This window comes from Ruegeria arenilitoris, assembly GCF_013031355.1.
In the GTDB taxonomy this organism is placed as follows: Bacteria; Pseudomonadota; Alphaproteobacteria; order Rhodobacterales; family Rhodobacteraceae; genus Ruegeria; species Ruegeria arenilitoris_C.
The window spans coordinates 433,781-450,527 of sequence record NZ_WPZO01000001.1 but is presented as its reverse complement, the minus strand read 5'-3'; the positions used below and the strand labels follow the sequence as shown (position 1 = coordinate 450,527).

The following is a 16,747-nucleotide window of genomic DNA, read 5'->3' as shown; positions in this document are numbered from 1 at the left end:
TTGCATCAGGAGACATGCCATGCCCGCGCCCAACGCGATTACACCGAAACAGTTGCTGCGCCTGATCGGAACGCCGCAGGCGCCGGTCTTGATCGACATTTGCCTTGACCCGGATTTTGAAGCCGATCCCTTTCTGATCCCCGGTTCGGTTCGCCATCCTGCAATGGATATCGACGGCATTGCCCGCAGAGTTAGTGATCGGAACGTCGTCATCATTTGCCAAAAGGGCAAGAAGCTCAGCCAAGGGGTTGTGTCCTGGTTGCGTAGTAAGGGATGTGAGGCCGAATTTCTGGAAGGCGGGATGTATGGCTGGCGGGACATGGCAGATGCGCCAAGAGTTCCGGCCTCGGCCGTGCCCACGCGAGAGGATGGCCGATCGGTCTGGGTCACGCGCCACCGGCCCAAGATCGACCGGATCGCCTGCCCGTGGCTGATCCGCCGTTTCGTCGACCCCGATGCGCAGTTCTTGTTTGTGGCCCCGTCAGAAGTTGAAGCAACGGCAAAGGCCTTCGACGCGACACCATTCGATATCGAGGATACGTTTTGGTCCCACCGAGGTGACCGCTGCACCTTTGATACGATGCTGGACGAATTTCAGCTGCACACCCCTGCCCTTGACCGGCTTGCCACTGTGATCCGCGCTGCGGATACCAACCGTCACGATCTGTCGCCCGAGGCCGCCGGTCTGCTGGCGATATCGGTAGGCCTGTCCCGACAATACCGGGACGACCATCAGAACCTTGAGGCGGGTCTGCATCTTTATGACGCTCTGTATCGTTGGGCGCGGGACGGGTTTGACGAACACCACGATTGGCCGACGGATCGCAAATCATGACCCCATCTATTGCGGAGCTTGTCCGCGTGTTCGGCCGCATCGGCCTGCTGTCCTTCGGCGGCCCGGCGGCTCAGATTTCGCTGATGCATCAGGAACTAGTCGAAAACCGGCCCTGGCTGGATGAGCAGACCTATCTGCGGGCCTTGTCGCTGTGCATGCTACTACCCGGCCCCGAGGCAATGCAGTTGGCAACCTATGCCGGCTGGCGTCTGCGCGGGGTGACCGGCGGTTTGATCGCCGGGGCCTTGTTCGTGCTGCCCGGAGCCTGCGTCATCGCAATTCTGGTGGGTCTTTACGCCGCCTTCGGTGATCTGCCTTTGGTGCAGGCCGGGTTTCTGGGCGTGAAAGCCACGGTGATCGTGATCGTCCTGCAAGCGCTTCGAAACCTGTCGCGCAAGGCGCTGACGGATACACAGCACCGCGCCATCGCAGGGCTTGGATTCCTCGCCATCTTTGCGCTGAACCTACCCTTTCCGCTGATCATTCTGGCCGCGGCGATATGGGGATACGTTACCTTTGACGGTCAAGCGCGGGTCGACGACATTCCCATTGCGCCCAAAGTTACCGGTATGTTTCGCACCGCCGCTTTTTGGCTGGTAATGTGGCTTGGGCCGTTGCTGGCGCTGACCGTTACTGGACAAAAACTGCTGAGTGATCTGGGCTGGTTCTTCGCCCGCCTCGCCGTTGTCACCTTTGGCGGAGCCTATGCCGTGCTCGCCTATATGACCCAGACCGTCGTGGACAAGTACAACTGGGTCAGCACGGATCAGATGATCGACGCACTGGGATTGGCCGAAACAACTCCGGGGCCATTGATTCTGGTGACCCAATTCGTCGCCATGCTGACCGGCCAGATGACAGGTGGCGCCTCTCTGGCGATTGCGGCCGGCGCGGTTGCTTTATGGGCCACGTTCGTCCCCTGTTTTCTCTGGATTTTTCTTGCGGCGCCCTATCTGGATCAACTGGCGGCACGTCCTAGATTGTCGGCCGCGCTGCACGGCATCACCGCCGCGGTCGTGGGTGTGATTCTCAACCTGTCCCTATGGTTTAGTCTGAACGTTCTGTTTCAGAAAATCCCCGAAGTATCATTGGGACCTGTGACACTGCCCTGGCCCGAGCTGACCAGCCTCAATCCAGCCGCGCTGATCCTAACAATGCTCGCTGGACTGTTGATTTTTAAGTTTAAATTTGGAATGGCAACCACATTGATAATCATGGCCGCAATCGGAACCGGACTGCATTACGTTTAAACAATCCTCACACAGGCGGTCTTTCGTTTCCGATGAAATCCCCTATGCTGAGGGTAACCACTTCTGAGGATGACACATGTCGCAAGACATCGACTATGGGAACCTGATGCACACCGCCATGCGCGGGCTCATCAAAACCGTTCTGACCAGCGTTTCCGACAATGGCCTGCCCGGGGCACATCATTTCTTCATCACCTTCGACACCCGCCAAGACGGCGTCGAACTGGCGGATTGGCTGCGCGAGCGGTACCCGGAGGAAATGACCATCGTCATGCAGCACTGGTTCGAAAACCTTGAGGTCGGCGACGATGGGTTTGCGATCACGTTGAACTTTGGCGATGCGCCGGAACCGCTTTATATCCCCTACTCCTCAATCAAAACCTTCGTTGATCCCTCGGTCGAATTCGGGCTTCGCTTTGAAAGCCCAGAAGACGAGGATGAGATGGAACAACTCATCGAAGAATCGATTGAGGTTGAAGAAGAGCCTGGTCAACACGACGCCGAGGTTGTCTCGCTGGACAGTTTCCGCAAGTAACCGCCTGGATCTACTGCTTTTTCAGAAACGTTTCGACCGAACGCGACTTCACCCCGTTCCGGAATCGTGAAAACGACAGATCAAGGCCGCCCTCTGCCAGAGTGCGGTCAAACTGTTGCAGCTCATAATCCCCGGTCTCGCCAATGAACAGCGAGAATACGGTCAGTGTTTCGCCCTCGATCCGCCCCCAGACAAAGGGCTCACCCTGCATCGGATCAAGCGGAACCTCATGCCCGAACACGTTGCGCTTCATTGCGGCGGAATAAACGTCAGCCCTGTCTGACTGTTTGAAATCAATCGAGAATTTCTGTTCTTTGACCCGACCGTCCGCCTTGTAGGTTGTAGTCGTCCAGCTGACGTTGAACCCATCTTTCAATTCATGAATCGACACACTCATGTCACGTGGCGTTTCGCTTCCATCTTCATCCACAACATTGGCGGATCCGACATAGCTGCCGACAAAGGGTGCAATATCCCCAGCATGAGCCTTCAGCCCAGTGAGAGCGAACAAAATCAGAATGCCAAATGAAAAGGCAATGATTTTCAGGGGATAAGTTCGAACCAATGTGCCCACCTTAGCCTCCAGCAAGTTGATCCACCTATTGTAGCTGACCCGGTAGCGCACACAATGCGTTTCGGACCGATTTTACCAATCCCTTCCGGCTATACCTCTGGCGCCCTTGAGTTTATGGTGCGCGCAACTGGCCGATTGCACGATGACAGAGTTACGGGTAAACGGCATACGACTGCATACACGACGGAGTGACCGATGTCTCAGACCCGCACCGAATCCGACAGCTTTGGCCCGTTGGAAGTCCCTGCTGACAAGTATTGGGGTGCCCAAACGCAGCGTTCGATCATGAATTTCCCTATTGGCTGGGAAAAGCAGCCCGTCGCCATCGTGCGCGCGCTGGGCGTGATCAAGAAAGCCTGCGCGATGGAGAACAAGGCCATCGGCAAGCTGGACGCAACAATTGCGGACGCCGTCATTCAGGCCGCAGGTGAGGTAATTGAAGGCAAGTTTGACGACAACTTCCCGCTGGTCGTCTGGCAGACCGGTTCGGGCACCCAGTCGAACATGAATTCGAACGAGGTGATCGCGAACCGCGCGATTGAGATTCTGGGCGGCGTGATCGGTTCGAAAGATCCGGTGCACCCGAATGACCACTGCAACATGGGTCAATCCTCGAACGATACCTTCCCCACGGCCATGCACATCGCCACCGCGATGAGCGTGCGTGACGTGTTGCTGCCGGGGCTTGAGAAATTCGCTTCGGCGCTGGAAGCCAAAGCGAAAGAGTTCACAGGCATCATCAAGATCGGCCGGACACACACGCAGGATGCAACGCCGCTGACGCTGGAGCAGGAATTCGGCGGCTACGCGCACCAGATCCGTCAGGGTATTGCCCGCGTCCACGCCTCGATGCCCGGAATTTACGAGTTGGCCCAAGGCGGTACGGCCGTTGGCACCGGTCTGAACACCCACAACGGTTGGGATGAGGCCGTAGCCAAGAACATGGCGGACATCACTGGCCTGCCCTTCGTCACCGCACCGAACAAATTCGAGGCGCTGGCAGCCCACGACGCCATGGTCTTCCTGTCGGGCGCTTTGGCGACCATCGCAGGCTCTTGTTACAAGATCGCCAACGACATCCGCCTGTTGGGCTCTGGCCCCCGCTCGGGTCTGGGTGAACTGATCCTTCCAGAAAACGAGCCCGGCTCGTCGATCATGCCCGGTAAGGTGAACCCGACCCAGGCCGAGGCGCTGACGCAGGTTGCCGCGCATGTGATGGGCAACGACGCAGCGATGAAGTTCGCCGGCTCGCAGGGGCATTTCCAGCTGAATGTCTACAACCCGATGATGTCCTACAACCTGCTGCAGTCGATCCAGCTGCTGGGCGACGCCACGGACAGCTTTACCGAGCGGATGCTGCTGGGCATCAAGGCCAATGAGCCGCGCATAGACAAGCTGATGAAGGAATCGCTGATGCTGGTGACCGCGCTGGCGCCGACCATCGGATATGACAATGCTACCACCGTAGCTAAGACGGCACACAAGAACGGCACGACCCTCAAGGAAGAAGCCATCGCGTTGGGCTTTGTCGATGAAGAGACTTTCGACGCCGTTGTCCGCCCCGAACACATGATCGGTCCGAAGGACTGATGGGCAAGCCGGTCAACCTGAACCGGTATCGAAAAGAAAAAGCGCGGGCCGAGAAAAAGGCCCGCGCGGATCAGAACGCTGTCAAATTCGGTCGCAGCAAGGCGGAAAAGATCGAAGACAAGTTCCACCAAGACAAACAACGCCGCGACATCGACAATCACGAGTTGGATGAATGAGCGGCCGTCCGGTCAAACGATCACTGACCCTGAAGGGTCACCGCACATCGGTGTCTCTGGAGGACGAGTTTTGGCAGTCCTTTCGCGACATCGCCAAGTCTAAAGACATCGCAATCAACGCCTTAGCAGCTGAAATTGATGTTAATCGCGATCCCGAAATTGGGCTGGCCTCGGCCATACGTGTATTTGTTCTGAACTGGTACCGCGACAGGTCTTCTTCCTAATCCGTGTTGACGCAGTAGGACACTTGTCCTACGCTTGTTTTAGGACAAGCGTCCTACAGCAGATGAGCAGCGTTAAATGACGGATCTCAGTACAAGCCAACAAATTGTTCAGGTCGCGGACGAGTTGTTCTATCAGAACGGTTTTGCCCAGACCTCTTTTGCCGACATTGCCAAGGCGGTCCGCATATCTCGTGGGAACTTCTATTATCACTTCAAAACAAAGGATCAGATACTCAAAGCTGTCATCGACCTCCGTCTAAACAGGACAAAGCAGATGCTGGACGATTGGGAGCAAGACTTCCCTGACCCGAAACACCGCATCAGTCAGTTCATCGGCATCTTGATCATGAACCGCGCAAAGATCACGCGCTACGGCTGTCCGGTCGGCACCCTGTGTACCGAATTGTCGAAACTTGAACACAGTGCACAAAACGACGCCAACTTGTTGTTCGACCTTTTCCGCGACTGGCTGGTGCGTCAGTTTTCCGCGGTCGGGCTCTCGGAAGATGCACCGGATTTGGCCATGCGGCTGTTGGCGCAGAGCCAGGGCGTCGCGACGCTTGCGCAGGCTTATCAAGACGAGGCCTTCATCAACCGCGAAGTTCAGCAAATGAATATCTGGCTAGACCACCTTCTGCCGCAACCTATAATAACCTGAGAAAGACTCCTCATGTATATAATTTTACTACGCTTTTCCGAAAACAAGAACCTTGCTTCCGAGAACATGGACGGGCACCGAGCGTGGTTGAAACAGGGCTTCGACACAGGAATGTTCTTGCTCGCCGGAACGTTAAACCCCGGCATAGGCGGTGGTATTTTGGCCGTCGCTGACAGCCTGAATACGGTATCCGAATTCGTTGATCAGGATCCTTTTGTCGTTGCAAATGTGGTAACGGCCGAAATTCTTGAGATGGAGCCTGCCCGCGCAGACGAACGCCTGAGCTTTCTTTTGACCTGAGGTTGCCATGACCAAAACCGTACTCGGCCCGGATGGCCAGCCACGCTGCGCTTGGTGTCAGGCAGCACCGGAGTTCTTTGAATACCACGACAATGAATGGGGTTACCCGGTGGCAGACGAACAGCGTCTGTTCGAAAAACTATGCTTGGAGAGCTTTCAGTCGGGCCTAAGCTGGCGCACAATCCTGGCCAAACGCGAGAACTTTCGCAAAGCGTTTAAACAGTTCGATTTCAACGCGGTATCCAAGTTTGATGAAGTGGATGTCGAACGCCTGCTACAGGATGCGGGCATCATACGCCATCGCGGCAAGATCGAAGCTGTCATCAACAACGCCCGCCGCGCGCAAGAGCTGGTGGCAGCGGAAGGGTCCATCGCCGCTTATGTCTGGCGGTACGAGGCCGACAACCCACCCGAACCGCAAACAGCGTCGACCTCACCCGAGTCCATCGCAATGTCGAAGGACTTGAAGAAACGTGGCTGGAAGTTCGTCGGGCCGACCACGGTTTTTGCATTCATGCAGGCAATGGGGTTGGTGAACGACCACGCCATTGGGTGTTCCATGCGTGAAAAAGCGGCGCAAATGCGCCGCGAATTCACCAAGCCGGTATAGCGCCCCTTAGACCGAGGCGCGGAAGATCTTGTCGATATTGCCACCCAGTGCGGCGTTGAACTCGGCATCCGATTGCTGCTTCGACAGCCCCTCGGTCAGTGCGCGCGAGAACGAAGCGATCATCTTGCCGTTCTGATCCAGCAGATCACAGGCCTGTTCGGTCGAATAGCCGCCCGACAGTGCCACAACACGCACAACGCGCGGATGATCGGCCAGTTCGTCATACAGGTTCGCCTGGCTGGGGATGGTCAGCTTCAGCATGATGTCTTGACCCTCGGCCAGTTGGTCGAGGTTTTTCAGGATCTCGGCTTTCAGGATATCCTCGGCCTCAGCTTTGGTGGCCGAGTTGATGTTCACTTCAGGCTCGACAATCGGAACCATACCGGCGGCAACAACTTCGCGGGCCACGTCGAACTGCTGGGCCACAACAGCGGCGATGCCCTCGGCGTTGGCTTCGTGGATCACAGAACGCTCTTTGGTGCCGAAGACGCCATCGGCCTTGGCCAGAGTGTCCGCCAGACCCGGGATCGGTTTCATCATCTGAACGCCGTTGGCCTGATCCTCCAGACCCTTGTCGATCTTCAGGAACGGAACGATACCCTTCTGCGACCACAGGTAATCGGCGACCTTGCGACCGTCAATCTCTTCGCCCAGCGTACGTTCGAACAGGATCGCGCCGATCACTTTGTCCTTGGTAAAGTCGTCGGCCAGAATGATGCGGGCGCGCATTTTCTGGATTTCACCGAACATCTCTTCGTCCGAGCTGTATTCCGAGGCATCGACCCCATAAAGCGCCAGCGCCTTGGGTGTCGAGCCGCCACTTTGATCCAGGGCTGCAATGAAACCCGCGCCGTTGGACATCTGCTCGCGCTGTTCTGCTTTGGACATAAGACTTTCCCGTTCAATGATGATTCCGCGTTTGTCCATCGCATACAGCAAGGCGCAGAATGATGGTAGGTTGTTAGCGCTCAACCAAGCGCAACCAAATGCCGTCCGCTGACCGTACCGTCAGATGTGCCACCGGAACAGGCGTGCGGCCCTCTACCAGCTCGAACCGGAAGTGCCGCAACAACATCGACAATAACAATGGCCCCTCGACCATGGCGAACCCTGCCCCGGTGCAGACGCGCGGGCCTGCCGAAAACGGGATGAAAGCCTGCCGTTGGCAGGTCTTGCCGTTTTCCGTATGCCAGCGAGTGGGATCAAACTCATCGGGGCGGTCCCACAGGCGTTCCTGCCGATGCAGGTGCCAAGGACTGATGACGATCTGCGATCCTTTGGCGACCTCTCTGCCCCGGAAATCTTCCGGACAGGTCGCCTCACGCACCATCATCGGCACAGGCGGGTACAGGCGCAGCGACTCGCGGAAAACATCCCGGCTGAGGCGCAGTTTGGACGCTGAGGCAAAGCAGGGGTCATCCAGAACGCTTGCCTCGGCGCTCAGCTTTTCCTGCCATTCGGGGTAAAGCGCCATCAGGTATAGAGTCCAGGCCAGCGCCGAAGCGCTGGTTTCGTGCCCTGCTAGAAAGAAAATGGCGACCTGATCGACCATCTCTTGCGTATCAAAGCAGCGCCCGGTTTCGGGGTCGTGCGTCGTCATGATCTTGGTGGCAAGATCGTCGGGCGCCTGCCCTGCAGCGATCAGCTTGGCCCGCTCGGTCGTCAGACGCTTGATCAATGCGCGGATGGCCTTGGCGTTCCGGCGCGTGTTTCGCGCGTGAAACCGCGGCACCCAGCGCGGCACCGGAATAAACGCCGCCAGGTTCAACAACGGTTGCTGCCGCTGATAAGCCCGGAACTTATCAAACACCTGCGCGGCCACTTCATGTTCGATCGGGACCGAAAACAAGGTTCGAAAGATCACATCCGCCGCGGCATGGCTGGTGAGCTCCTCACATTCGATCACCTCACCCGCCTGCCCCTTGAGCCGCGCAACGCAGGCTTCGGCGGCCTGCAGCATCGCCGGAAAGGTGTCCTTTAGCCGTCCGCCTTCAAAGGCCGGATCGATGATCCGTCGCTGCCGTTTCCAGGTCTCTCCGTTGGTCAGAAAGACCGAGTCCCCCAGCAACGGGCGCAACCCCTCGCTGATGCGACCGGACTTCGGGAAGTCATCGGGGCGTTTTTTTAGGACCGTTTCGACAAGTTCTGGCTGATTGATCATGTAGGATCGGAAGAACGGCGTGCGAAACTCGGCCATCCACGCACGGTACAGGCGTTGCGGCTGCGCTGACAGCAGATCCTTGCGGAAGAGTTTCAGATACCGCCACAACGAAACCTTGTCTGGACGGGGTGTTGGCTTTGGTGGATTCATCTTCGCACCGACTTGTATTTTGAGATTGGTTGTTCGATCCGCGATTTCGACGGCGCGCGCCCGTCGAACCGTTGGCCCAGGGTCAAAGGCCCTGCGGTGATACGGAAATAGTCGTAGTCTTTCGGGCGATCAAACGCGCAGAGATACTGGAAATGCAGCCGAAAAAAGCGCCAGCGCAGCTCTTGCCAGCGCTCCGGTGACAGGGTTTGCGTGAAGGCGGCCGACAGGACCAATGGCCAGCGTTTCTGATCGGTCGCCACGCCGCTGACACCGACCGGGTCACACAGCGCAAACGCGCAGCCATCACCCGGTGCAGACACGTCCACCCAAGTGATGTCCGGTTGCTCGGACAGGAATTGCAGATCGGTGCGCAGGTCTTCGGCCTTGGGCAGAAACGAAACCATCGGCCCCACCTGCCCCAAAGTCAGAAAGGAAAGGGCCGGTCGGTCATCTGGCAGGCCACCTTCGCGGATCAGATCGGCCAGAACCGTCACCCCAAGATGCGCGCCCGAAGAGTGGCCGACGACAAGAACCTCGTCCACATCGGTTTCAAGCGCGTGCCGAATGTGAGAGGTGAAAGCGCGCAACCGGGTCTTCAGTTCCGCTGGAACAGCTCCCTTCTGCGCGGCGGAATAGGCGTAGTCGTGCATCAGGTAATAGGCAAACAGACGGTTGTCGATTTTGCGGAACCAATGCAACAGGGCAAATGCGGTGGCAATCGCTGGCACCAAGGCCAGCCATCCCGCTACGGACCAAAGCAGCGAGGCCACGGCCCAGGCCACCAAAAGCGCCACAGCTAATTGCACAATCAACATCGCAACGGGATAGAGCGCGGCGATTACCGGCCCCTTGCGCAGCCGCATCAAGCGCCACAATGCTCCGGACCCGGTGTAGGTCCACGCCGTCCGCAACAGCTGCAGATAAGTCGCGGGGATCGAGTTTGACATGCTGTCGCGCACGATATCGGACCAGACCAGTACGTCGATATCCGCCTCAACGTCGGCACCGTCCTGACGCGAACGAACGTGCCAGCCATATGGCCCCTCACCCGACTTCGGCGAAATCGAGATTTCATACCCGGAAACCTCAGCCTGCGCCTGGCTTTCTTTGCGATAAAGCTCGCGATACCGGCGTGGGTGAATCGGGTCGTAGCCGGGGATATAGAACACCCGACGCCTGCGCACCCGAGGCTTATTTGTATGACTGCTCATGCCCTTACCTTCTGCGGCGCAGGTTAGCGCAGCCTTACGGCCAAGGTAAGTCGGATCGGCATGTTACCCGAAATTGGCCAGTGCCGGGAAGGTTTCCAACAACCACCAGCTGAACTCGGTGAACAGGCCTGTGATCAGCATGATGCCAACGAACAGAAGCAGGCCGCCCATGACCTTTTCGATCGTGCGCATGTGGGGCTTGATCCGGTTCATCACCGACATCGACCGGTTCAGGAACATGGCCGCTAGCAGGAACGGAATGCCCAGCCCCGCGGCATAGACGCCCAGCAACAAGGTTCCGCGCGCGACCGAGGCTTCGGACGCGGCCAGCGACAGGATCGCCCCCAGTTGCGGGCCGATACACGGCGTCCAGCCGAAAGCAAAAGCAAGACCCAGTATATAGGCCCCAAAGACCGAGCCGCCGGAATCACCTGCGTCGATCCGTGCTTCACGATCCAGGAAGGGAATGCGGAACACGTTCAGAAAGTGCAGGCCAAAGATGATGACGACCGCGCCGGACAGTTTGGCAAACAGAACCTGATTTTGCAGCACAAACGCCCCAAAGGCCGAGGCCGTGAACCCAAGCAGCAAAAACACCGTCGACAGGCCTAAAACAAAGAACAGCGCAGACAGAGTCGCCTTGCGCCGCGCCGCTGCCTCATCCTGCATCTCATTGATCGTCACGCCGCTCATATAGGCGAGATAAGGCGGCACAATGGGCAGCACGCAAGGCGACAGAAAGCTGATCAGCCCGCCCAGCATCGCGATGAACATGGCAGGCAGCAGACCCGCGTCGATGATTTCAATTCCGAACATGGTTCAGCACATAGGGTATCCAAGCGGCGGCGTCACGGGGCCATTCGGTCACATCCCCGTGCACGGGTGCTGGACACTCGGGCAAAGTGGAAATATCTGAGCCTCATGTCAAATCCCACCGAAACGCTGGACGCGCTGGGTCTACTGTGCCCCTTGCCCGTCCTGAAAGCCAGAAAACGCCTTAAATCCATGCCCTCGGGGGCCGTTTTACGCATTCTGGCTGATGATCCTGCGGCCGTAATCGACGTTCCGCATTTCTGCGCCGAAAGCGGGCACCAACTATTGTCGCAAGAGGACGCGGACGGGCATCAAATCTACCTCATTCAAAAAACGAGCTGAGGCAGGGGTTAAAAGCAACCCGAATCTGCGAAACCTCATTCTAACGATTAGATCGAGATCTTTTCGTGCAGGAACTCGACCCAGTTCTTCGCATATTCCTTCCATTTCGACGCGAATTTCTCATTAAATTCTTCTGCGTATTTCGTGAGGTAAACATGGTCGGCCTGTGTGACGATCTCACCCTTCCGATCCCCAATCGGGATTCGGAAATCCACATCGTCTGCGTAAGCTGACTGCCGGGCTGGATTTTCATCTTTTCCGTAGGCTTCATCCAGCAAAGACATCAGGAAATCCTCGCGCGCTATGCGTGCCTCGAGGTCGCACTTGCGCTTATCAATAGAACAATCATAGTCTTCCAGCTCTTCCTGAAGTTCATTCCGCTCATGCGATAACTTATTTATGTGGGCGAAAGCATCCTTGAGGCTTCGCTGGTTCTGCTTGAGCTTTTGCGTTGTATAACCCTGCAAAAATCCCATTTTCTGCTCGCTCCTCTGCCAACTGCGTTTCTTATGTAAGTTGCCTAATAATAAAAAGAAAACGCGCTGACCAAAGTCAACGCGTTCTTAGAATTTGTCGTGTGGGAAAACCCACTGACGGTTTCTTCCTTATTGCCCCAAAGACCACCAACCGCGCCGTTTCGGTTTGGCGGGTTCGCTGGGCTGTTCAGGTTCTTCCGCGACAGCCTCAAGCACGGGCTCGGGGTCCTCTTCGACCACCTCTTCCACCGTGGCTTCGACCTCTACAGTTTCCACAGTTTCAGAAACGGGATCGACCACCTTTTCGGCTTCCGGTTCGCTTGCCTCCTGCGGCTCAGGCTCCGGTGCTTCTTCTGCAACCGCTTCCGCAGCCTCAACAGGTTCGGGCTGTTCGTTTTCCGGTTCCGCCTCGGGCTCTGTCACGGCCTCGCCTTCTGGCGCAGTCGCCTCCTTAGCCGCTTCAGCCTCAGCCTCAGACGGGCTTTCTACAACTGCTGCTTCTGTTGGGCTTTCCTCAACCGCTTCAACAGGTTCCGCGTCTTTCTTCTTGCGGCGCGGGGCCCGGCGACGCTTGGGCTTTTCGGTTTTCTCTTCCTGAGCAGCCTCTTCCGCCTCAGGTTCAGACGTAGGCTCATCACCCGCCTCGGTCGAGGCGTCTTCGTCAGTCCCGGTTTCCGTCTCGGACGCTTCACTGCCTGCATTGCTCTTCTTGCGGCGACGGCGACGGCGCTTTCGCTTGGGTTTGGACTCTTCTTCGGCCTGAACCGTTTCTTCGACGTCGACTTCTTCTTCGTCCGCGTCCACCAAATCCATCAGCGAGGCGTCCACCGACACCACCGGTGCGGTTGCCTCGGGCACGACACGGCTGGCTGTTTTGAATTTCTCCATCGAGAAATCAGGGCTGACCAGATGCACATCACCCTCAACCCGAACCGACAAGCCGTAACGCGCTTCGATCTGCGCGATATGCTCGCGTTTCTGGTTCATAAGGAAGTTGGCAATGCTGACCGGGCAGCGCACCAGAACCTCGCGCGAGCGGCGGCGGGTGCCTTCCTCTTCGATCTGACGCAGGATGGTCAGCGCCATGTTGTCATCCGAACGGATCAGACCCGTGCCGTGGCAGGATGGGCAAGGCTGCGTTGTCGCCTCAAGCATACCGGGGCGCAGTCGCTGACGGCTCATCTCCATCAGGCCAAAGCCGGAAATCCGGCCAACCTGAATCCGCGCGCGGTCGGTCTTCAGCTTTTCCTTAAGACGCTTTTCAACGGCCGCGTTGTTCTTGCGCTCGTCCATATCGATGAAGTCGATGACGATCAGACCGGCCAGATCTCGCAGACGCAGTTGACGTGCCACTTCCTCGGCAGCCTCAAGGTTGGTCTTGAGTGCGGTTTCCTCGATCGAACCCTCTTTGGTCGCCCGACCCGAGTTCACGTCGATCGCCACCAGCGCCTCGGTCACGCCGATCACGATATAGCCACCGGATTTCAGCTGCACCGTCGGGTTGAACATACCCGTCAGATAGCTTTCCACCTGATAGCGCGCGAACAGCGGCAGCGCGTCTTCATACCGTTTTACGTTCTTGGCGTGGGACGGCATGATCATCTTCATGAAGTCCTTGGCGATGCGGTAGCCGCCATCGCCCTCGACCAGAACCTCGTCGATGTCGCGGTTATAGAGATCGCGGATCGAGCGTTTGATCAGGTCGCCTTCTTCATAGATTTTCGCGGGCGCAATGGATTTCAGCGTCAGTTCGCGGATCTGCTCCCACATGCGCTGCAGGTATTCATAGTCGCGCTTGATCTCGGACTTGGTGCGCTTGGCACCTGCGGTCCGGATGATCAGGCCCGCGCCGGTCGGAACGTCGATTTCCGAGGCGATTTCCTTCAATTTCTTACGGTCCGGCGCGTTGGTGATCTTGCGGCTGATCCCGCCGCCACGCGCTGTGTTGGGCATCAGAACGCAGTAACGTCCTGCAAGCGACAGGTAGGTTGTCAGCGCTGCACCCTTGTTGCCGCGCTCTTCTTTGACGACCTGAACCAACAGGACCTGGCGGACCTTGATAACTTCCTGAATCTTGTAGCGACGTGGACGCGGTTTGCGCGGCGGACGAATGTCCTCGCTGTCATCCTCATCGGCCACCGACTCGATGCTGTCATCCTTGGCGGTCGCATCCGGGCGGGTTTCTTCTTCCGTCTCGTCGTCGTCAGATTCAGTTTTGCTTTCGTCCGCTGCGGCCTCTTCTGCCGGTGCTTCCTCGGCAACGTCCCCATCATCTGCGGCACTCTCGGCGTCAGCGTCGGCAGATGCCTCAACCGCTTCACCTTCCGGCTCTTCGGCTTCCGCAGGCGTTTCTTCCGACGCGTCAGCCACGTCTTCTTCAGCCTCAGCAGAGGGTTCTTCCGCAACCTCAGCTTCTGCAGAGGGAGCTTCGGCGCCCTCCGACACCTCCGCTTCATCATCGGGCTCTTCGACAGGGGTCTCAGCGACATGATCCATCGGAGAGGTGCCTTCGGGAACTGTCAGATCAGCACCCTCTTCACCTTCATCCAGATCGATTGTTTCCATGCCTGTAGGCTCGGAGGAAACTTCAATCGTTTCGACCGGATCGTCTGATTTCACATCCGCCGCTTTGGTGCGCGACCGCGAGCGGCGCTTCCTGGGCTTGCTCTCTTCGGCCTCGTCCCGCGCCTTCATCGCCTCGGCATAGGCGCGCTCTTCTTCCATAAGCGCTTCGCGGTCGGCGACCGGGATCTGGTAGTAATCCGGGTGAATTTCCGAGAACGCGAGGAAACCGTGCCGGTTTCCGCCATAATCAACAAAAGCCGCCTGCAGCGACGGTTCGACCCGTGTTACTTTTGCAAGATAGATGTTGCCGGCAAGCTGGCGTTTGTTTTCGGATTCAAAGTCGAACTCCTCAACCTTGTTTCCGTCGACCACCACAACGCGGGTTTCCTCCGCGTGGGTGGCATCGATAAGCATTTTCTTAGCCATGTGTCCTTGGTGCACCGCGCCAAACGCGTTGTCCTAACCCGTCCGGGGGGACAGGCGCTTTTGGGGTGGTGTCTTGTCAGGGCGATATCGGACGGCGCGCGGGAGGGTCCGGCGCTGTGGCCCCCTGCCCGTATACTCGTTCGTTGCGCGCGCGTCATCGCGGTTCTTCTCCGACAGGCGCGGTTCGCCGCGTCCTGCCCATTTGTTCCTATCACCCGCATAAACGGGTTCAGGCGTTCATCTGCCCCAATCTGGGGCACAATCGGTCTGCTTTGCCTCGTGGGATTATCACCATCCGCGGCAGAGCAGCGAAACTCAAAGATTCGGGGCTTAGGGGCGCAAAAAGGCCCGGCCCGTCTGGACACAATAAAAGCAGTCCTGTGGAAAAGACAATGGGCAAACTGCATCATGGGACCTGAACACCGCTCAGGATCCCTACATCTGGCCAAATTTATTCCGGGGGAGTCGCCCAAAGGGCGGCGGGGGCAGAGCCCCCTGCCCAATTACAGGTAATCTGATCGCTGAAGGCCGTATTTGGCCATCTTCTCATTCAGCGTCCGCCGCGGCAGACACAGTTCTTCCATCACCGACGCAATCGAGCCCTTGTGACGGCGCATCGTGTTATCAATGAGCATCCGCTCGAACGCTTCGACATATTCCTTGAGCGGCTTACCCTCGGTCGTCATCACCGGCTGCATTTCCTCGTGATCCGACATGAGCAGCGACGCGATCGTGCCCGAGCCCCGGCGTGACTGCAGCACGGCGCGCTCGGCAATGTTGATCAGCTGGCGGACATTGCCCGGCCACGGGGCCTGCAGCAGTTGCGCAGCTTCCTGAGCACTGACCTGTGGCGCATCACATCCGTATTCCTCGGCAAATTGCTCGCTGAGGCGCGTGAACAGAGTCAGGATATCCTCGCCACGCTGGCGCAGGGGCGGCATGGTGATCCGCAGCGCCGCAAGGCGATAGAAAAGGTCCGGGCGCAGCACGTCTTCGCTGGTCTTTCCCGCCTCTTGCAGGTTGGAAATCGCCACGATCCGGGTTTCTGCCGGCGTGCCCTGATCGTTCATGACACTCAGCAGACGGGCCTGAAGCGTGTCACTCAGCGCTTCGACATCCTCAAGAACCAGTGTGCCTCCGCGCGCCTCTTCAATGGCGGGAAGCTGCGTATCCTCTGGCATCATCGGACCAAAGAGGCGTTTTGACAGAACGTCTTCCTCAAGCGCCGCGCAGGACACCAGAACGAATTTCTTGCCGGCCCGGCTGCCAACAGCGTGCAGCGCGTGCGCGACCAGAGTTTTACCGGTCCCCGTCTCGCCATCGATCAGGACATGACCGTCCGCCTGCCCCAGGTCCAGAATATCTTCGCGCAGACGTTCCATCACCGGGCTGGCACCGATCAACTTGTTCATGATCTGGGTGCCACCGGACAACTCACGCCGCAGGGCCCGGTTGTCCAGTGTTAGACGGCGGGCATTGCTGGCGCGCTTGGCCAGTTCGGACATCCGGTCCGGGTTGAAAGGTTTTTCAAGGAAATCAAACGCACCGACGCGCATCGCCTCAACCGCCATCGGCACATCGCCGTGACCGGTGATCATGATGACCGGCAGCGTGCTGTCGGCGCCCATCAGCTTTTTCAGCAGCTGAATGCCGTCCATACCCGGCATCTTGATGTCCGAGATGACAATGCCGGGATAATCCGGTCCCAGCACCTTCAGCGCGTCCTCTGCGCTCGAGAAGGTTTCGGTGTCATAACCAGACAGTGCCAGCCACTGGCTGATCGACTGGCGCATGTCCTGTTCGTCATCCACGATGGCGATTTTCATGGCCTGTGCCATAGTACTTCCTTTG

18 protein-coding genes are annotated in these 16,747 nt (G+C 57.9%); 10 read left to right on the top strand and 8 right to left on the bottom strand.

What is annotated here, in order from left to right; genetic code table 11:
• Positions 1 to 19: 19 nt before the first annotated feature.
• The 3 genes from GOX63_RS02195 to GOX63_RS02185 all read left to right on the top strand — a co-directional run bounded on the left by GOX63_RS02195 (position 20) and on the right by GOX63_RS02185 (position 2,620).
• On the top strand, positions 20 to 835 hold the full coding sequence (locus tag GOX63_RS02195; protein ID WP_170544673.1) for a chromate resistance protein ChrB domain-containing protein: 816 nt from the start codon (positions 20 to 22) through the stop codon (positions 833 to 835).
• Complete coding sequence (chrA, locus tag GOX63_RS02190) at positions 832 to 2,085, top strand: chromate efflux transporter (RefSeq protein ID WP_170544670.1); 1,254 nt, start codon at positions 832 to 834, stop codon at positions 2,083 to 2,085. The genes GOX63_RS02195 and chrA overlap by 4 nt, the downstream gene beginning before the upstream one ends.
• 76 nt (positions 2,086 to 2,161) lie before the next feature.
• Positions 2,162 to 2,620: an SspB family protein gene (locus GOX63_RS02185; RefSeq protein WP_170324846.1), complete on the top strand. Its 459-nt coding sequence runs from the start codon at positions 2,162 to 2,164 to the stop codon at positions 2,618 to 2,620.
• A 10-nt stretch (positions 2,621 to 2,630) separates the two neighbouring features.
• On the opposite strand, the gene GOX63_RS02180 is transcribed toward GOX63_RS02185, so the two are convergent.
• A complete protein-coding gene (locus GOX63_RS02180) occupies positions 2,631 to 3,194 on the bottom strand; it encodes a hypothetical protein (RefSeq protein WP_437436600.1) in 564 nt (187 codons plus the stop codon).
• A gap of 195 nt (positions 3,195 to 3,389) precedes the next feature.
• Here GOX63_RS02180 and fumC point away from each other — a divergent pair, with 195 nt between their 5' ends.
• The 6 genes from fumC to GOX63_RS02150 all read left to right on the top strand — a co-directional run bounded on the left by fumC (position 3,390) and on the right by GOX63_RS02150 (position 6,752).
• The gene (gene fumC, locus GOX63_RS02175; protein ID WP_170324845.1) at positions 3,390 to 4,784 is read left to right on the top strand and encodes a class II fumarate hydratase; all 1,395 of its coding nucleotides are present in this window, start codon (positions 3,390 to 3,392) and stop codon (positions 4,782 to 4,784) included.
• Positions 4,784 to 4,960: a DUF4169 family protein gene (locus GOX63_RS02170; RefSeq protein WP_170324844.1), complete on the top strand. Its 177-nt coding sequence runs from the start codon at positions 4,784 to 4,786 to the stop codon at positions 4,958 to 4,960. Before fumC ends, GOX63_RS02170 begins: the two co-directional genes overlap by 1 nt.
• The gene (locus tag GOX63_RS02165) at positions 4,957 to 5,184 is read left to right on the top strand and encodes a ribbon-helix-helix domain-containing protein (RefSeq protein ID WP_170324843.1); all 228 of its coding nucleotides are present in this window, start codon (positions 4,957 to 4,959) and stop codon (positions 5,182 to 5,184) included. The genes GOX63_RS02170 and GOX63_RS02165 overlap by 4 nt, the downstream gene beginning before the upstream one ends.
• 76 nt (positions 5,185 to 5,260) lie before the next feature.
• Positions 5,261 to 5,842, top strand: coding sequence for a TetR/AcrR family transcriptional regulator (locus GOX63_RS02160; protein ID WP_170324842.1), 582 nt, complete (start codon positions 5,261 to 5,263; stop codon positions 5,840 to 5,842).
• Positions 5,843 to 5,854: 12 nt separating this feature from the next.
• Positions 5,855 to 6,142, top strand: a complete 288-nt coding sequence (locus GOX63_RS02155) for a YciI family protein (RefSeq protein WP_170324841.1) — start codon at positions 5,855 to 5,857, stop codon at positions 6,140 to 6,142.
• Between the two features lie 7 nt (positions 6,143 to 6,149).
• Positions 6,150 to 6,752 carry a DNA-3-methyladenine glycosylase I gene (locus GOX63_RS02150; protein WP_170324840.1) on the top strand — a complete coding sequence of 201 codons (603 nt, stop codon included), beginning with the start codon at positions 6,150 to 6,152 and terminating at the stop codon, positions 6,750 to 6,752.
• Between the two features lie 6 nt (positions 6,753 to 6,758).
• Here the strand turns inward: GOX63_RS02150 and GOX63_RS02145 are convergent, their stop codons facing one another.
• The 4 genes from GOX63_RS02145 to GOX63_RS02130 all read right to left on the bottom strand — a co-directional run bounded on the left by GOX63_RS02145 (position 6,759) and on the right by GOX63_RS02130 (position 11,090).
• Positions 6,759 to 7,640, bottom strand: coding sequence for a fructose bisphosphate aldolase (locus GOX63_RS02145; RefSeq protein ID WP_170324839.1), 882 nt, complete (start codon positions 7,638 to 7,640; stop codon positions 6,759 to 6,761).
• Between the two features lie 73 nt (positions 7,641 to 7,713).
• Positions 7,714 to 9,063 (bottom strand): cytochrome P450, encoded by a 1,350-nt coding sequence (locus GOX63_RS02140; RefSeq protein WP_170544667.1) that lies wholly within the window; start codon positions 9,061 to 9,063, stop codon positions 7,714 to 7,716.
• Complete coding sequence (locus GOX63_RS02135; RefSeq protein WP_170544664.1) at positions 9,060 to 10,274, bottom strand: hypothetical protein; 1,215 nt, start codon at positions 10,272 to 10,274, stop codon at positions 9,060 to 9,062. The genes GOX63_RS02140 and GOX63_RS02135 overlap by 4 nt, the downstream gene beginning before the upstream one ends.
• A 63-nt stretch (positions 10,275 to 10,337) precedes the next feature.
• On the bottom strand, positions 10,338 to 11,090 hold the full coding sequence (locus GOX63_RS02130; protein ID WP_170324836.1) for a cytochrome c biogenesis CcdA family protein: 753 nt from the start codon (positions 11,088 to 11,090) through the stop codon (positions 10,338 to 10,340).
• 105 nt (positions 11,091 to 11,195) lie between these two features.
• On the opposite strand from GOX63_RS02130, the gene GOX63_RS02125 reads away from it, so the two are divergent.
• The gene (locus tag GOX63_RS02125; protein ID WP_170324835.1) at positions 11,196 to 11,429 is read left to right on the top strand and encodes a sulfurtransferase TusA family protein; all 234 of its coding nucleotides are present in this window, start codon (positions 11,196 to 11,198) and stop codon (positions 11,427 to 11,429) included.
• A gap of 47 nt (positions 11,430 to 11,476) precedes the next feature.
• On the opposite strand, the gene GOX63_RS02120 is transcribed toward GOX63_RS02125, so the two are convergent.
• The 3 genes from GOX63_RS02120 to GOX63_RS02110 form a co-directional block, all read right to left on the bottom strand.
• Positions 11,477 to 11,905, bottom strand: coding sequence for a hypothetical protein (locus GOX63_RS02120; protein ID WP_170324834.1), 429 nt, complete (start codon positions 11,903 to 11,905; stop codon positions 11,477 to 11,479).
• 129 nt (positions 11,906 to 12,034) lie between these two features.
• Positions 12,035 to 14,896: an Rne/Rng family ribonuclease gene (locus GOX63_RS02115; RefSeq protein ID WP_170324833.1), complete on the bottom strand. Its 2,862-nt coding sequence runs from the start codon at positions 14,894 to 14,896 to the stop codon at positions 12,035 to 12,037.
• 503 nt (positions 14,897 to 15,399) lie between these two features.
• Entirely contained in the window at positions 15,400 to 16,734 is a 1,335-nt protein-coding gene (locus tag GOX63_RS02110; RefSeq protein WP_170324832.1) for a sigma-54-dependent transcriptional regulator, read from the bottom strand.
• Positions 16,735 to 16,747 lie beyond the last annotated feature (13 nt).

Bases quoted from the DNA above. Each gene is read 5' to 3' on its own strand.
- GOX63_RS02125 (WP_170324835.1), top strand. From the start codon at position 11,196: ATGTCAAATCCCACCGAAACGCTGGACGCGCTGGGTCTACTGTGCCCC.
- GOX63_RS02135 (WP_170544664.1), bottom strand. From the start codon at position 10,274: ATGAGCAGTCATACAAATAAGCCTCGGGTGCGCAGGCGTCGGGTGTTC.
- GOX63_RS02110 (WP_170324832.1), bottom strand. From the start codon at position 16,734: ATGGCACAGGCCATGAAAATCGCCATCGTGGATGACGAACAGGACATG.
- GOX63_RS02155 (WP_170324841.1), top strand. From the start codon at position 5,855: ATGTATATAATTTTACTACGCTTTTCCGAAAACAAGAACCTTGCTTCC.
- fumC (WP_170324845.1), top strand. From the start codon at position 3,390: ATGTCTCAGACCCGCACCGAATCCGACAGCTTTGGCCCGTTGGAAGTC.
- GOX63_RS02115 (WP_170324833.1), bottom strand. From the start codon at position 14,896: ATGGCTAAGAAAATGCTTATCGATGCCACCCACGCGGAGGAAACCCGC.
- GOX63_RS02195 (WP_170544673.1), top strand. From the start codon at position 20: ATGCCCGCGCCCAACGCGATTACACCGAAACAGTTGCTGCGCCTGATC.
- GOX63_RS02160 (WP_170324842.1), top strand. From the start codon at position 5,261: ATGACGGATCTCAGTACAAGCCAACAAATTGTTCAGGTCGCGGACGAG.
- GOX63_RS02120 (WP_170324834.1), bottom strand. From the start codon at position 11,905: ATGGGATTTTTGCAGGGTTATACAACGCAAAAGCTCAAGCAGAACCAG.
- GOX63_RS02130 (WP_170324836.1), bottom strand. From the start codon at position 11,090: ATGTTCGGAATTGAAATCATCGACGCGGGTCTGCTGCCTGCCATGTTC.
- GOX63_RS02140 (WP_170544667.1), bottom strand. From the start codon at position 9,063: ATGAATCCACCAAAGCCAACACCCCGTCCAGACAAGGTTTCGTTGTGG.
- GOX63_RS02150 (WP_170324840.1), top strand. From the start codon at position 6,150: ATGACCAAAACCGTACTCGGCCCGGATGGCCAGCCACGCTGCGCTTGG.
- GOX63_RS02185 (WP_170324846.1), top strand. From the start codon at position 2,162: ATGTCGCAAGACATCGACTATGGGAACCTGATGCACACCGCCATGCGC.
- GOX63_RS02165 (WP_170324843.1), top strand. From the start codon at position 4,957: ATGAGCGGCCGTCCGGTCAAACGATCACTGACCCTGAAGGGTCACCGC.
- GOX63_RS02145 (WP_170324839.1), bottom strand. From the start codon at position 7,640: ATGTCCAAAGCAGAACAGCGCGAGCAGATGTCCAACGGCGCGGGTTTC.
- chrA (WP_170544670.1), top strand. From the start codon at position 832: ATGACCCCATCTATTGCGGAGCTTGTCCGCGTGTTCGGCCGCATCGGC.
- GOX63_RS02170 (WP_170324844.1), top strand. From the start codon at position 4,784: ATGGGCAAGCCGGTCAACCTGAACCGGTATCGAAAAGAAAAAGCGCGG.